The sequence below is a fragment of the Chloroflexia bacterium SDU3-3 genome (assembly GCA_009268125.1).
Taxonomy (GTDB): domain Bacteria; phylum Chloroflexota; class Chloroflexia; order Chloroflexales; family Roseiflexaceae; genus SDU3-3.
In genome coordinates, this window is the sequence record WBOU01000023.1 from 1 (window position 1) to 14,442 (window position 14,442).

The following is a 14,442-nucleotide window of genomic DNA, read 5'->3' on the forward strand; positions in this document are numbered from 1 at the left end:
TATGATAGCGGGGCGAGGGGGGCATAACGACTCCATAGGGTATGGTTTGGGTTGGCACGCAAAGCATACCCGTTTTGCGCGTTCTGTCCACCTCGCCACAAAAGTGACACCTGTTGAGGTGTTGCCGCCCCCGCCTAGGGCGTGGGCCGACTGGAGATCGGCCCACGCTGCCCGCCTGGCCTGCGATGCATGCGCACGAGCGCACGAGCATGTGGCGCGAGGGGGTTAGGAGTGGGCGAGGATGCCGAGCTTTTCGAGCAGCTGCGGCTCGTCTTCGAGGGCGATCTTGGCGATGGCGATGAAATCGCTCATCCACTCGTCCAGCGCATCGAAGGCGGCATCGCGGGCGGCGGTGGCCTGCTGGGCCGCGCTGTGCTCGCGGGCCTGGGCGTTGTAGGCCGCGCGCAGGGCGCTATACTCGGCGCGGGCGGCGGCCAGTTTGTCGGCGGTGATGCCGTAGGCGGTGAGCTTGGCGGTTATTTCGGGGTGGGTGGCCAGGCCGTCGTAGAACTGCTGGGCTTGGGCGAACCAGCCCGAGAGGCTGCGCTTGCGGTCGCCGTGCAGCCCTAGGATGCTGGCTGCCTCGGGCCTGTGCTTGAGCGCCACGCGGGTGAGCTTGACGAGGCGCATATAGCACTCGTCGGCATTGTCCCAGGCGCTGTCGAAGGCGGCGGTGGCGGCCTGCTGCTCGCCAAACTCGCGGCGATGGCGGGCTTGGGCGGTCAGTGCCTGTTCGTGCAGGGCGAGGCCGATGCGTATGCGCGCTAGGTCGTAGCTGTAGGCGCTAAGCAGCTCGGCGATGTCGTTGATGTTGAGGGCGTTGGAGAGGGTGACGTAGTGCTCGGTGAGGCGCTGTTCGATGGATGGCCTCGCTCGTGTTGCCATGGTGTTCTCCTTGTGGGATGTATGGCGTTCGTTGGTGACACACAAGCAGTTGTGCAGCGGTGCAGGCGATCTGTTCAGCGACGCAAGCAGCCTTCGCTGCCTCTGCTTTGATCTCCTCCTTTCTTGATCTGCTATAGTTATGGGAAGGGGATATTTTGCTACGATGATGTTTTTTCTTGCGTACTAAATAGTGTTATCCCCGCTCATCTGAACTATAACACGATTCCTACAGCGATAGTGACCACTTAAGATGAAAAATTGAACATAACGTGTGGTATATATTCTCTGTGGCAAAATATATACGGATAGCATATGAGGAGATCGGGTAAGCTTCTCCGGCTTCTCCAACATAAAGCGCCGCTGCAGGAATATCCCGCAGCGGCGCTTGGCTGGAACGAGCTAGCGAACCGTGAAACTATAGGTGCTGGTCGATTGCCGCCGGTTGCCGAAGGCATCGACCGCCACCACATACCACGAGTGCGCGCCGGTGGCGAGGCCGGTGCGGGTGGTGCTCTCCACTGGCTGGCCGTAGACCTGGAACTCCCAGATCGAGAAGCCGTAGTCGGTGGCGCGGGCAGTGCCGTACATGCGCACGTAGCGCCCGTAGCCCTTTAGGCCCGCCAGGTTGCTGGTGCCGCCAGCGCCAGCTGTGGTGGCGTAGATGTCGCTCCAGGTGCTGCCATCCAGCGAGGTCTGGATCTGGAAGGCCTTGGCGTAGGCGGTCTCCCATGTGATCGCCACGCGGGTGATCTCTTGCGGCTCGCCCAGATCGACCTGGAGCCACTGCGGGTTGCTATACTGGCTCTCCCAGCGGGTCTCGGGGTTGCCGTCGAAGGCCATGCCGGGGCCGCTGGTGCTGACCTGGGTGGAGGATGACGAGGATGGCCGGTTGAGCGCTAGGTTGCTGGCGCTGGCCTGCTTGCCCGCGCTGGGCACGCTGGCCACGTTCGCGCCATCGAGCCACACCTCATAGTGGTCCAGCCCCGCGCCCGCGTCGCTGGCGCTCTCCCACACCAGCTGCTGTGCGCCGCCCGCCAGCGATGCGCCGGTGACGGGGGCGACGAGGTCGAAGGCGCTGGGCGCGGTGCTGTCTTGGAAGCTGAAGCTGAAGCTGAAGCTCGACCTCGTCTCGCCGCCCGCCCAGTTCACGGCCACCACATACCACGTGTGGTTGCCCGCCGCCAGCTTCTGGGTGATGGCGTACTGGGTGCCCTTGACCTCGGCCAGCTTGGCCCCGTCGAGCCAGACCTGGTAGCGCTTGATGCCGGTCTGGGTATCGGCGCTGGCCTGCCAGGTGAGCGTGGGCAGCGCGCCCTGCACCGTGGCGGCGTTGGCGGGCGCGCTGAGCGCGAAGGCGGCGGGCGGGGTGCTGTCGGCCAGGCCGAAGCCCTGGATGCCCGCGCCGAAGGGGTAGAGCGGGTTGCCGTAGGTGGTGGGCACGCTCTGGCCCGCCGCGATCTTGCTGCGGATGTCCTGGCGCTCGGCCTCGGTCGCGCCCAGGTCGTAGGGCAGATCCCAGCGCTCCAGCTGGTTGGTGCTCACATCCGAGCCTACCTGGCTCATGTCGCGGGGCAGCTGGTAGGGCAGCTTGCCGCTCGGCTCGTAGTCGCCGAACAGCAGTTCGGCCAGGGCCTGCCCGCCGCCCTCGCCGGGGCGGTAGGCCACCACGATCGCGTCGGCGTTCTGCGACTCCCAGGCGATCACGTAGGGGCGGGGCATGATGTAGACCACTACCACGGGGATGCCCTGGGCCTTGAGGCTCTGGATGATGCCGAGCTGGTCGGCGGGCAGGTACGGCTCATCCTTGGGCCAGTTGGTGCCGTGGGTGTACGAGGCCTCGCCCACGATGGCGATGGCCGCCTTGGGCGTGGTGGGCGCGCTGTCGAGGTAGACGTTCAGGCCTGCCTGGGCGGCGCGGGCCTGGATGGCCTGGTACATGGTCTTCGAGCCATACTCGGCGTGGAAGTAGCTGGTCCAGATGCAGCAGGCCAGCCCGTCGTTGGCGCGCGGGCCGGTGACGAGCAGGGTGTCGCCCTGGGCGAGGCGCAGCGGCAGGGTGCCGGTGTTCTTCAGCAGGGTCATCACCTCGCGGGCGGCCTGGGTCACCAGCTCCACATTCTGGGCGGTGTGGAAGCCGCCCGGGCCTCTGACCGGGTCGCCGTAGGGGTTCTCGAAGATGCCGAGCTTGAACTTGACGCGCAGGATGCGGCGCACGGCCTCGTCGATGCGGCTCTGGGGCACGCCAGCGATGAAGGCGTCCATGCTGAAGGTGGCGTCGCCCGGGTCCGCGCCGCCCATCACATCCGACCCGGCGTTGGTGGCCTTGATCCAGGTGGAGCTGGGCAGCCAGTCGGTGGTCACTAGGCCATCGTAGCCCATGGTGGTGCGCAGGTAGCTGATGATCGGCTTGCTGTCGCCCGCGCCCGAGCCGCCGGGGTCGAGGTAGGAGCTGCCCGCGTAGCCGGGCATCACGCCGCCCGCGCCCGCCTCGAACGCGCCGCGCCAGGGCCGCATGTGGTAGTTGATCGACACGCCGTCGTAGGTGATGCCGGCCTCGCCGCCCGCGCCCTCGCCCGGCCAGTGCTTGGTGGTGACGAGGATGGAGCTGGGGTTCAGCTCGGGGCCGTTCTGGAAGCCCGCGACCATGGCGCGCATCATGGCCGCGCCCACCTCGGCGTTCTCGCCGTTGCCCTCCTGGAAGCGCGGGTAGAGCACCTTGGTGTCGACCTCGGCCAGCGGGCCGAGCGTGCCGCGGTAGCCCACGGGCAGCTGCTCGCGGCGCTGCATGTCGGCCACCTTGTAGGCCATGCTGTAGTCGCGCGAGGCCGCCAGGGCGCTCTGCACCGGGAAGCTGGTCTGGTAGCCGTGGATGGTGTCGCCGGTGGAGACGAAGGGGATGCCCAGGCGCGTGGCGGCGGTGGTGAGCTGGGCGTCGTAGAGATCCTTGGGCTGGGCCGGGCCGAAGTGCCAGCCGGAGAGCGGGAACTTCTGGGCGTTGTAGAACATCTGGTAGGCCTTCTCCTGCATGGTCATGCGGGAGAGCAGATCTTCCACGCGGGTCTCGACGGGCTGCCGCCAGTCCTCGTAGGGTTGGATGACGCCATCCTTGCTCATGTCGCGCGCGCCAGCGACGATGGCGATGCCGTCGGCCACCGTCTCAAGCGTGGGCAGGTAGACGCTGAAGCTGAGCGTGTTCGAGCGCTTGCTCGCGCCCGCGCTGTCCACGGCCACCACATACCACTTGTAGGTCCAGCGGTCGGGCAGATCGCTGGCCAGGGTGTAGCTGGTGCTGGTGACATCGGCCAGCTTGGTGTAGCGCTCCAGCAGGCTGCCGGGCTGGGTGAAGTCGTAGTCGGCGCGCGAGATGTTCGCCCACACCTCGTAGCGCGCCGCGCCCGCCACGGCGGCCCAGGCCAGCGTGGGGCGGCGGGTGGATGTGACCATGGCCCCATTGGCCGGGGAAGTGAGGCTGAAGTCGGGCTTGGGCGTGGCGGTGGGCGTGCTGGTGGGCACCACCGTCACGGGGCCAGCGGTGGGCGTGGTGGCCGCGCTGCCGCTGTAGACGGCGAACTCCCAGAGCGAGAAGCCGTATTGCGTGCCGCGCGTGGTGCCGTACAGGCGCACGTAGCGCCCGCTGCCGCCCAGGCTGGAGAGCGTGTCGGTGCCGCCGTCGCCGTCGGCCACGCTGGCCAGGGTGGTCCACGTGGCGGCGTCGTTCGAGGCCTGAATCTGGTAACCCTTGCCGTAGGCGGCCTCCCAAGTGAGCACCACACTGCCGATGGTCTGCGTGCTGCCCAGGTCGACCTGCAGCCACTGCGGCTCGCCGGTGTCGCTGGCCCAGCGGGTGCCCAGGTCGCCATCGAAGGCCGCGCCGGTGGCCATGCCCGCCTGGGTGCTGGATGCGGTGGCGGGCCTACCCAGCGCCAGGTTGCTGCCCACGGGCGATGGTGTGGGCGTCTTGCTCACCAGGGTGACATTGACGGCCAGGCCGGGGTAGACCGTGATGGTCAGCGGGCTGCCGGTCTTGGTCGCGCCGGTCTGGTCTACGGCGGAGAACACGGCGGTCTGGCCGGTGCCGGAGACCATGTAGTTCACGTTGAGCGTGAGCGCGGTGCCGCTGGCGTAGGTCACGGTGGCGGTCTTGGATGTGTTCTGGGTCTTGATCAGGCTGGTGCCCGCCTGGTCGGCTGGGCTGACGCCGATCTCAAGGTACTCGACGTAGGGGATGGTGATCGGCACGGCCACGGCGGTGCCGGTGCCGGTGGGCGCGGGCGTGCCGGTGGCGGCTGGTGTGCTGGTGCGGGTGGCCGTGGGCGTGGCGGTGGCGGCGGGGGTGGCCGTGGCGCTGCCCGCCGTGGCGTACACCTCCATCTCCCAGAGCGAGTAGCCGTACTGGGTGGCGCGGGCGGTGGCGTAGATGCGCACATAGCGCCCGCTGCCGCTGACCAGCATGTCATCCAACCCGCCGTCGCCTGCGGTCACGCTCTTGAGCGTGGTCCAGGTCGCGCCGTCGTTCGACGACTGCAGCTGGTAGGCGCTGGCGTAGGCGGCCTCCCAGTTCAGGCGCACGCGGCAGAGCGCGGTGGTGCTGCCCAGGTCGACCTGCAGCCACTGCGGGTCGGCCACCAGGCTCGACCAGCGGGTCGAGCCGCTGCCGTCCACGGCGTTGGCGGGCGGGAACGCGCCGCCTGCCTCGCTGCTGGATGCGGTGGCGGGCCTGCCGCTGGCCACGTTCGCGCCCGCGCAGCCGCTGGATGGCGTGGGCGTGGCCAGGGCGCTGCTGGGGCCGTAGACCTCGAACTCCCAGAGCGAGTAGCCCCACTCGGTGGCGCGGGTGGTGCCGTACAGGCGCACGTAGCGCCCGCTGCCGCTCACCGTCAGGTCATCCAGCCCGCCGTCGCCAGCGGCCACGGTGCTGATGGTGCTCCACGCGGTGCCGTTGGCCGAGGTCTGGATCTGGTAGGCGCTGGCGTAGGCCGCGTCCCAGCGCAGCACCACGCGGTCGATGGCGTAGGTCGCGCCCAGGTCGACCTGCAGCCACTGTGGGTCGCTCCAGTCGCTGCCCCAGCGGGTGGTCTGGTCGCCATCCACGGCGGCGGAGACGTTCAGGCCAAGCTGGGTGGATGATGCGGTGGCGGTCTTGCCGAGCGCGAGGTCGCCTGGTGCCTGGGTCTGCGCGCGGGTGGAGACCGCAGGCAGCGCGAGCAGCATGAGCAGGGCGACGAGCGTGGCGGTGACAACGGTGCGGAACAAGAGCGGGTGGCGCTGCGGGCTTAGCGAATCACGCAAGCTGTGTCGCATAGGGCCTTTCCTTTAGTGTAGCTAGGGGCCAGCGCGGCTGGCCATCCCAGTGGGGCGGGCGGGGGTGTGCGGCCCCCGCCCTGGGCGTGGCTACCAGCCGATGGCCAGCAGCAGGTACTGCGGGTTGTCGTGCGAGATGAACGACGAGTACCCGGCGTAGTCATCGTAGGGGAAGCCGTAGGCCATGGCGTTCAGGCTGTGGTCGTGCCAGAACTTGGCGTAGTAGTTGGCCGGGCCAGCCTTGTAGTACTGGCTGGCGTCGCCCCACTGCGACTGCGGCAGGTGGGCCACGTGGCGGTTCAGCGCCGAGCACATGGCCGCGTTCTCGCGCAGCACGCCCGCGCAGGCGAAGATGTCGAACACCGAGGCCCCGGTGACGCCCACCGAGCTGGCGTAGCTGGTGAAGTAGTTGGCGTACTGGCCGCCGGGCAGGAAGTCGGTCTCGCCCATCTTGCCGGGCGCGGGGATGCGGTAGGGGGCCTGGATCTGGGCCAGGTGCTTGAACTCGGCGGGCACCTCGTCGATGAACTTCTGGAAGGTGACGGCGCGGTCCTCCTGGAAGGTGGCCAGATCCTCGCCCACGGCCACGTCGTAGCCGTCCTTGGCGTGCAGGCGCATCGCCAGCTTCACGCCGAACCAGTCGACGCGGGTGGTGTTGCCGTTGAAGGTGTTGGGGCCGACGGTGAACTCGATAAAGTCGTTGTACTGGCTGTTCGGCGAGCCGAGGTAGACGTACATGCGGCCTGCGGTGTTGGCGGGCATGTCGAAGTAGGGCTGCTCGGCGATCGAGTGGACCTGGCCGTTGTAGCTCCAGTACACATCTTTGTCGGCGTACTTGCCGTTGGTGCGGTTCAGGAACTTGACGGTCAGCACGTTGTTGGCCGCCGGGATGCCCGATGTGTCGCCCCAGAACGCCGTGCCGCCGGTGGGCGTGGGTGTGGGCGCGGGCGGCGTGCCGCTGGGGCTGTACACCTCCAGCTCCCAGAGCGAGTAGCCGTACTCGGTGGCGCGGGCGGTGGCGTAGACACGCACGTAGCGCCCGCTGCCGCTGACGGTTAGGTCATCCACGCCGCCGTCGCCGCCGGTCACATTGGCGATGGTGGTCCAGCTGGCGGCGTCGTTCGAGGTCTGCACCTGGTAGGCCTTGGCGTAGGCGGCCTCCCAGCTCAGGCGCACGCGGCAGATCGGCTGCGCCACGCCCAGGTCGACCTGCAGCCACTGCGGGTCGCTAAACGTGCTGGCCCAGCGCGTGGCGGCGCTGCCATCCACCGCCGCGCTGGCCGTCAGGCTGGCGTTCTCCACCGAGGATGCGCTGGCGGGCCGCCCGGCGGCCATGTTGGCGCTGCCACACGCGCCGGATGTGGGGGCCGGGGTGGGCGTGGCCGCGCTGGTGGGCTGCGGCGTGGGGGTGCTGGCGGGCGGCGTAGGTGTGGCCGTGGGGCTTGCGCTGGTGCCGTACACCTCTAGCTCCCACAGCGACGCGCCGTAGGCCGTGGCGCGGGCGGTGGTGTAGATGCGCACGTAGCGCCCGCTGCCGGTGATCGCTAGGTCGTCCACGCCGCCGTCGCCGCCGCTCACGGTGGCGATGGTGCTCCAGCTGGTGGCGTTGGGCGAGACCTGCACCTGGTAGGCGGTGGCGTAGGCGGCCTCCCAGCTCAGGCGCACGCGGCTGATGCTGGCGGCGCTGCCCAGGTCGACCTGCAGCCACTGCGGGTCGCTAAACGCGCTCGACCAGCGCGTGCCGCTGTTGCCATCCACCGCCGCCGAGGCGGGGAAGGTGGCGTTCTCGCTGCTGGATGCGGTTGCGGGCTTGCCCAGGGCCAGGTTGGTGCCCTGCGCCGCCGCGCTGGGCGCGTGGGCGAGCACCGATCCGGCCAGCATGCTGCCCAGCAGCAGCGCGCGGCCTAATCGTTTGGCGGAAGTAAAGAGCATAAATTTCCTCCATGGTGTGGGGCGAGTTAGGAACGGCGTTCGGGGCCTATTCCAACATATTTTGACTGCCGCTACTAGGGATACTCGGCTACAAAAGCGCCTACAAAAATGTGCAGCCGCTCTCATCTTGCGGGTCGAAAGCGAAATAGCAGATGGGTGAGGTTTGGCGGCGCAGAAAACCCCCGCAAACCAGCCTGCGAGCACACCACAGGAGGGGCGGGGGTCTTCGGTCGCAAGGAGCAGATGCGGCGCTACTTCTTCTGCCAGACCTCCACATAGTCAACCTCGGCCACACCCCTGCCCGCCGTGATCGTGTCCACGCTCGACTGGGGCAGGCCGTAGTAGGGGCTGGTCACGTTGTTGTAGCCGTGCGGGTAGTCGCCGCCCAGGGCCAGATTCAGGATGATAAACTTGGGGTTGTCGTAGACCCACTGGCCCGAGTTGGCGATCACCTCGTCGCGGGTGACGGTGCGCACCACCTGGTCGTCGATCAGCCACTTGATAAAGGTCGGGTCCCACTCGACGGCGTAGGTGTGCCAGTCGGCGATGCTCTGGCCTGCGGGCAGGTCGTGGCGGCCGCCCACCGAGCCAGCGCCCCAGTAGCCGGGGCCGTGCAGCGCGCCCGAGACCCAGTTGCTGTAGCCGATGTTCTCCATGATGTCCAGCTCGCCGTTGCCCGGCCAGCCCACGGCGTCGATGTTCTCGCCCATCATCCAGAAGGCGGGCCAGAAGCCATCGCCCACCGGCAGCTTCATGCGGGCGATCACCTTGCCGTAGGTGAAGGACTTGAGGCCCTTGCTGAAGATGCGGCCCGAGGTGAAGGGGTAGCCGTTCACCGTCTCTTTGCGGGCGGTCAGCTTCAGGGTGCCGCCGCTCACGCTCACGTTGCCCGAGGCGTACTGCTGCTGCTCGCCGTTCACGTGCACGTCGTTATCGTAGGCCCAGTTGGCGGTGTTTAGCGCGGTGGTGTTGTCGAAGGTGTCGCTCCACACCTTGGTGTAGGTGCCGGTGAGCGGCGTGGGCGCGGGCGGGTAGGACGCGGGCGCATCCTTGCAGCCAATAGCCTGGATCTCGTAGAGCGAGTAGCCCCACTCGGTGCCCTTGCGGGTCATGTTCACGCGCATGTAGCGGCCAGTGGCGGCGGGCGCAAGCGCGATGTTGTTAGTGAGCGCGGTGTTGCCGGTCACGCTCTTGGCGGTGCCCCAGCTCTGGCGGTCGTTCGAGAACTGGATCTGGTAGTCGGCGGCCAGCGCAGTCTCCCAGTAGAGGTTGACCTGGGTGACGGTGGCGCTGCTCGACCCAAGGTCGATGTCAACCCATGCGTTGGCCGGGCCGGATGGGTACCACAGGTGGCCCCAGCGCGTGGTCATGTCGCCATCCACCGTCTTGCTCGGCTCCTCGCCCTTGGCCTCGTAGAAGTAGGCGAAGGCGGGCTTGTTTAGCGCGATGTTACTGGTGGTGGTGCAGCTGCCGCCGGGGGCGGGCGTGGCGGTTGGGGCGGGCGTGTTGGTGGGCCTGGGCGTGGCGGTCGCGGCGGTGGTCGGCGCTGGCGTGCTGGTGGGCGCACCGCTGCCGCCGTAGACCTCGAACTCCCACAGCGAGTAGCCGTACTGCGCCGCGCCGATGGTGGTGCGCTGGGTGCCGTACATGCGCACGTAGCGCCCGCTGCCGCTCACCGTCAGGTCATCCACATCGCCATCGCCGTTGGCGACGGTGGCGATGGTGGTCCAGTTGGTGGCGTCGTTCGAGACCTGGATCTGGTAGGTTTTGCCAAACGAGGCCTCCCAGCGCAGCACCACGCGCCCGATGCTCTGGGTGCTGCCCAGGTCGACCTGCACCCACTGCGGGTCGCTAAACGCGCTCGCCCAGCGCGTGCCGGTGTTGCCATCCACCACCGCCGCAGGCGGGAACGCGCCCGCGTTCTCGCTTGAGGAGACGGCGACGGCGTGGTTCAGGGCCAGGTTGGTGGACTGCGCGGCGGCGGGGTGCGCGCCAAACGCCGCAGGGGCCACGATGGCGCTGCACAGCAGCGCCATCGTGGCGGCGCGGCCATGGCGCTGCACAGGGCTATCTTTTCGCAAGGCGTGAGCAAAACGTAACATGCGAGCGTTCTCCCTCGTTATTTCCCCAACGACATTCACAACAGTGTTTCAGGCGAATGGGCAGCCGTATTACACCATACAATCGTCAGGCGGAGAAGGCCGCAGCGGCTACAAGAAGGGCTACAAAAATGCCTACGGTATGGTATCCTTTAACCAGATTTTGATCAGCGCATACGAGCAGCACGGCGGAGACCGGCCCCGCGGCCTGCTCGATAAATCACGTTGTTGTGGCTGGTCGGGCGGGCAGATGCTGAGCTATGGGCCAGATCCGCGCCGCTCTCGTTCTATGCCGAACATATGCGCCCGCAGGGCGTAGGGAGCACATCGCAATGGCGAGATGTGGGGACTCACTGATCGGAAGAGGTTCATAATGGCCACAACGCCGCCTGCAACCAGCCAGCCGCCATTTTTTCTTTGGATGAAGCAGCGCCGCACCGAGCTAGACATAAGCCGCACCGAGCTGGCCGACCAGGTCGGCTGCTCGCTGGCCATGATCCGCCAGCTTGAGCAGGGCCGCCGCCGCCCCTCGCGCCAGCTGGCCGAGCGCCTCGCCCGCTCGCTCCAGGTCACCCCCGACGACTGGCAGCGCTTCCTGCGCGCCGCCCGCGCCCAGATCGCCAGCGCAGGCCCTGACGACGCCGAGCAAGACGACGCCGAGGAGCCGAGGCCGCAGCTGGGCGCGGGCCTGCTCTCGCCCTTCGCCTGCCATGGGCCGCTGGCCCTGCCCGCCGAGCCGCTGCTGGGCCGCGAGCGCGACCTAGAGGCCGCCCTCGACCTCGTCATGTCGCCCGAGGTGCAGATGCTGACCCTGGTGGGGCCGGGCGGCGTGGGCAAGACCCGCCTAGCCATGCAGCTGGCCCACCGCATGCGCGCGGCCTTCGCGGGCCAGGCCTACTTCATCGGCCTCGCCGGGCTGGCCGATGCCCGCCAGATCCCCCACGCCATCGCCCAGGGCATGCAGCTGCTGGGCGTGCTGGCCGCGCCCACCCCCGAGCGCCTGATCGCCGCCCTGAGCGACCGCCAGACCCTGCTGCTGCTCGACAACCTGGAGCACCTGCCCGAGAGCGCGCCGCTGATCGCCGCCCTCATCCAGCGCTGCCCAGGCCTGAAGCTGATCGCCACCAGCCGCTCGGCGCTGCACCTGCAGGCCGAGCGGCTCTACATGGTGCCGCCGCTGTCGCTGCCCGACTCGCAGGGCCAGCCGCTGAGCGCCGCCCTGGCCATCCAGGCCCCCGCCGTGCGGCTGTTCGTCGACCGCGCCCAGCGCGTCCACCCCAGCTTCGCGCTCAGCGACGCCAACGCGGCGGCGGTGGTGGAGATCTGCCGCCGCCTGGATGGCCTGCCCCTAGCGATCGAGCTGGCCGCCGCGCGGGTGCGCGCCCTGCCGCCCCACGCTATGCTGGAGCGGCTGGACAATCGGCTCGACCTGCTGGTCGGCGGCATGCAAGATCTGCCCGCCCGCCAGCAGACCCTGCGCGACCTGCTGGACTGGAGCTACGGCCTGCTGAACCAACACGAGCAGCAGCTGTTCCGCCAGCTGGCCGTGTTCGTGGGCGGATGGACGCTCGCCGCCGTAGAGTCGATCTGCACGCTGGATGGCGAGGACGCGCCGCCCCTGATTGATACGCTGTCGATGCTGCTGGACCACAGCCTGGTGGGCGAGCGCCTGCTGGGCGACGAGGATGGCTTCGAGATGCTGGGGCTGATCCGCGAGTACGCGCTGGAGCAGCTGGAGTCCAGCGGTGATGCCGACACGGTGCGCGGCCAGCACGCCGCCTACTATCTTGCGCTGGTCGAGCAGGCCTCTGGCCAGCTCATCCACGAGCAGCAGCGCGTGTGGCTAGAGCGCCTAGAGTGGGCGCACGACGACGTGCGGGCCGCGCTTAGCTGGCTGATCGAGCGCGGCGATCGCCGCCGCGCCCTGCGCCTGATCGGCGGGGTCTGGCGCTTCTGGCAGTTTCGCAACTACCAGCACGAGGGCCTGCGCTGGGTTGATCGGGTGCTCGATATGCCCCTGGCGGCCCGCGATGATCTGGGCGATGATGTGCGGGCCATGTGCGGCGCTGGCTGGCTGGCCGCCGACTGCGGCCAGCACCAGCGGGCCTCGCAGCTGTTCTCGCTGGCCGCCGCGCGCGCCCGCCGCGCCGAGGAGTGGCACGCGCTGGGCATGGCTCTGCACGGCGTCAGCGCCGAGGCGGTGAGCCAGGGCGATAGCGCCAGCGCCATCGCCAGCGCCGAGGAGAGCCTGGCGATCTTCCGCCGCCTGGGCGATCAGGAGGAGATGGCCTGGTCGCTGCACCACCTGGGCGTGGCGCTGCAGTTTCACGGCAACGACCAGACCGCCATCCGCCTGTACGAGGAGAGCCTGACGCTGCTGCGCTCGCTGGGGCACTACTGGGGCCAGATCCAGATCATGCTGATGCTGGCCCACGTCTGGATCGAGCAGGGCGAGTACGCCCGCGCCACCGCCCTGCTCGACGAGGCGCTGATCCGCTGTCACCAGCAGGGCTACCACCGCCTGACGATCGAGACCACGCGCTTCCTGGCCCGCGCCGCGCTCGACCAGGGCCGCTACGCCCAGGCTGCCGCGCTGTGCAACAGCAGCCTGCGGCTGGCCCGCAGCCTGCAGGAGAGCAACGGCGTGCGCTGGGCTCTAGCCCACCTGGGTCAGATCGAGTTGGGCCAGGGCCTGGCGACGCGCGCGCAGGACATGCTGGCCCAGGCCTTCGCGATGACCGATGTGGCCCAGGAGCCGTGGGCTGCGGCCTGGCTCACCGCGCAGCTGGGCCACGTGGCATGGCACCAGGGCGCGCACGATCTGGCCCGCATGCGCTACGCCGAGAGCCTGCGCTTCTACCAGCAGAACAGCGTGCGCTGGGGCATCCCCGAGTGCCTAGAGGGGCTGGGCACGCTGCTGGCCCTGCACGCCCCCGCCCACGACGACGAGCGCGCCGTGCTGCTGCTGGCCGGGGCCGAGGCGCTGCGTCGCTCGCTGCGCCACGCCCGCCCCATGCCCCTGCGCGAGATCGTCCGGCAGGCGCTGGGCGCGCTGCGCGAGCGGCTGGGGGCCGATCACTTCGAGCTGCTCTGGGCCGAGGGGGTGCAGGCCCCGCTCGATGGCGCGGTGGCCGCCGCGCTGCGCGCCGCCATCGACGAGCAGCCGCGCGTGGCGGCCTGGCAGCCCTAGCGCGGCGGGATGGCCGCCGAGTAGTCGGTGGGCGTCAGCAGCCGATCCTCGATGCCGCCCACCATCACGCCGTGCTCGGCGTTGGTGATGCGCTTGATCTCCTTCCACTCCTCATCGGCCATGAAGGCGGCCCAGGCTGCTTTCATGGCTTCCTCGCTCTCCCAGGCCAGCAGATAGATGAACTCAAGGTGCAGGTCGCCCGTCCCCTCCCACATGGCCACGATCTGGAAGCCATAGCGCCGCATGATCCGCGAGGCGTGGTCGCGGAAGCGGGCGTGGAAGGCGGCCTTGTTGTGCTCGTAGATCTGGTAGGTGCGCAGCTGGTTGATCATCGGATGTCCCTTCTCCATGTGTGTTTGCTCGCGTGTATCTTGGGCGGAACTGCGCCCGCTGTCAAGGCGGCGGAATATCCGCGCCGATCGTCGACGTAGGGGCGGGTCTCGTACCCGCCCGCCATGAACGCGATGCGTGCCGTGCTGCGCCCAGCGCGTGGGGTTTCGATGATGGCGCTGGGGTCTCGATCCGGGCGGGCATACAACCTGCCCCCTACGTCTATGACGGGACTTCGCGATCATCGGGCCAGGGTGATGTCGACAATGGCCACGGTGATCCCTACCCACCCGGCCCATGCGGCGAAGGTGCCGCTCGTGCAAACTGGCCATATGCACGACCACGAGCCGCCTGCGCACCGCACGGGAACGCCGAACATTGGGGGGGCCAAGGGGGCCGCGCCCCCTGGCGGGGTTCACAGGGGCTGGCCCCTGTGCGCCGCCCGCGCAGGGCATCCACCCAGTACCCAACCACCACCGCGATAAACAAAGGCACACCCTGGCCGAATCAACGACAACGCATACGTTTACCAGAAACATCTGGGAAATCTGTAAAAAGTGATACTATATGGAGGGAAATTGTAAATGTAATATATGAATGAAAAATTGGCGCGTGTGGTATAATTTTCTGCTACATAACTCTATAGTGAATAATGAAACGCAATTTTTCATGAGATATACCATGTTATCAGTCTTATATATCATA

At 68.1% G+C, this 14,442-nt stretch carries 6 protein-coding genes and 3 pseudogenes; 1 reads left to right on the plus strand and 8 read right to left on the minus strand.

The genetic code is table 11. The features are described 5' to 3' along the window. Nucleotides 1–225: 225 nt before the first annotated feature. The 7 genes and pseudogenes from F8S13_25345 to F8S13_25375 all read right to left on the minus strand — a co-directional run bounded on the left by F8S13_25345 (nt 226) and on the right by F8S13_25375 (nt 10,220). Nucleotides 226–885: a hypothetical protein gene (locus F8S13_25345; GenBank protein KAB8140013.1), complete on the minus strand. Its 660-nt coding sequence runs from the start codon at nt 883–885 to the stop codon at nt 226–228. Nucleotides 886–1,284: 399 nt separating this feature from the next. Next, nucleotides 1,285–1,725 (minus strand): discoidin domain-containing protein, encoded by a 441-nt coding sequence (locus tag F8S13_25350; protein KAB8140074.1) that lies wholly within the window; start codon nt 1,723–1,725, stop codon nt 1,285–1,287. A gap of 543 nt (nt 1,726–2,268) precedes the next feature. After that, nucleotides 2,269–4,971, minus strand: a pseudogene (locus F8S13_25355) (hypothetical protein). 170 nt (nt 4,972–5,141) lie between these two features. Beyond that, nucleotides 5,142–5,231: pseudogene (locus F8S13_25360) on the minus strand (LysM domain-containing protein). 25 nt (nt 5,232–5,256) lie between these two features. Then, nucleotides 5,257–5,805 (minus strand): annotated as a pseudogene (locus F8S13_25365) (discoidin domain-containing protein). A 471-nt stretch (nt 5,806–6,276) separates the two neighbouring features. Further along, on the minus strand, nt 6,277–8,067 hold the full coding sequence (locus F8S13_25370) for a coagulation factor 5/8 type domain-containing protein (protein ID KAB8140075.1): 1,791 nt from the start codon (nt 8,065–8,067) through the stop codon (nt 6,277–6,279). Between the two features lie 302 nt (nt 8,068–8,369). Then, on the minus strand, nt 8,370–10,220 hold the full coding sequence (locus F8S13_25375; protein ID KAB8140014.1) for a family 16 glycosylhydrolase: 1,851 nt from the start codon (nt 10,218–10,220) through the stop codon (nt 8,370–8,372). A 337-nt stretch (nt 10,221–10,557) separates the two neighbouring features. Here F8S13_25375 and F8S13_25380 point away from each other — a divergent pair, with 337 nt between their 5' ends. Continuing rightward, a complete protein-coding gene (locus tag F8S13_25380; protein ID KAB8140015.1) occupies nt 10,558–13,407 on the plus strand; it encodes a tetratricopeptide repeat protein in 2,850 nt (949 codons plus the stop codon). Here F8S13_25380 and F8S13_25385 read toward each other — a convergent pair. Next, nucleotides 13,404–13,739, minus strand: coding sequence for an NIPSNAP family containing protein (locus F8S13_25385; GenBank protein KAB8140076.1), 336 nt, complete (start codon nt 13,737–13,739; stop codon nt 13,404–13,406). The two genes, F8S13_25380 and F8S13_25385, sit on opposite strands and share 4 nt — an antisense overlap. Between the last annotated feature and the right edge of the window lie 703 nt (nt 13,740–14,442).

Coding starts and splice junctions, on each gene's coding strand:
- F8S13_25345 (KAB8140013.1), bottom strand. CDS start 885: ATGGCAACACGAGCGAGGCCATCCATCGAACAGCGCCTCACCGAGCAC.
- F8S13_25350 (KAB8140074.1), bottom strand. CDS start 1,725: ATGGCCTTCGACGGCAACCCCGAGACCCGCTGGGAGAGCCAGTATAGC.
- F8S13_25370 (KAB8140075.1), bottom strand. CDS start 8,067: ATGCTGGCCGGATCGGTGCTCGCCCACGCGCCCAGCGCGGCGGCGCAG.
- F8S13_25375 (KAB8140014.1), bottom strand. CDS start 10,220: ATGTTACGTTTTGCTCACGCCTTGCGAAAAGATAGCCCTGTGCAGCGC.
- F8S13_25380 (KAB8140015.1), top strand. CDS start 10,558: ATGTGGGGACTCACTGATCGGAAGAGGTTCATAATGGCCACAACGCCG.
- F8S13_25385 (KAB8140076.1), bottom strand. CDS start 13,739: ATGATCAACCAGCTGCGCACCTACCAGATCTACGAGCACAACAAGGCC.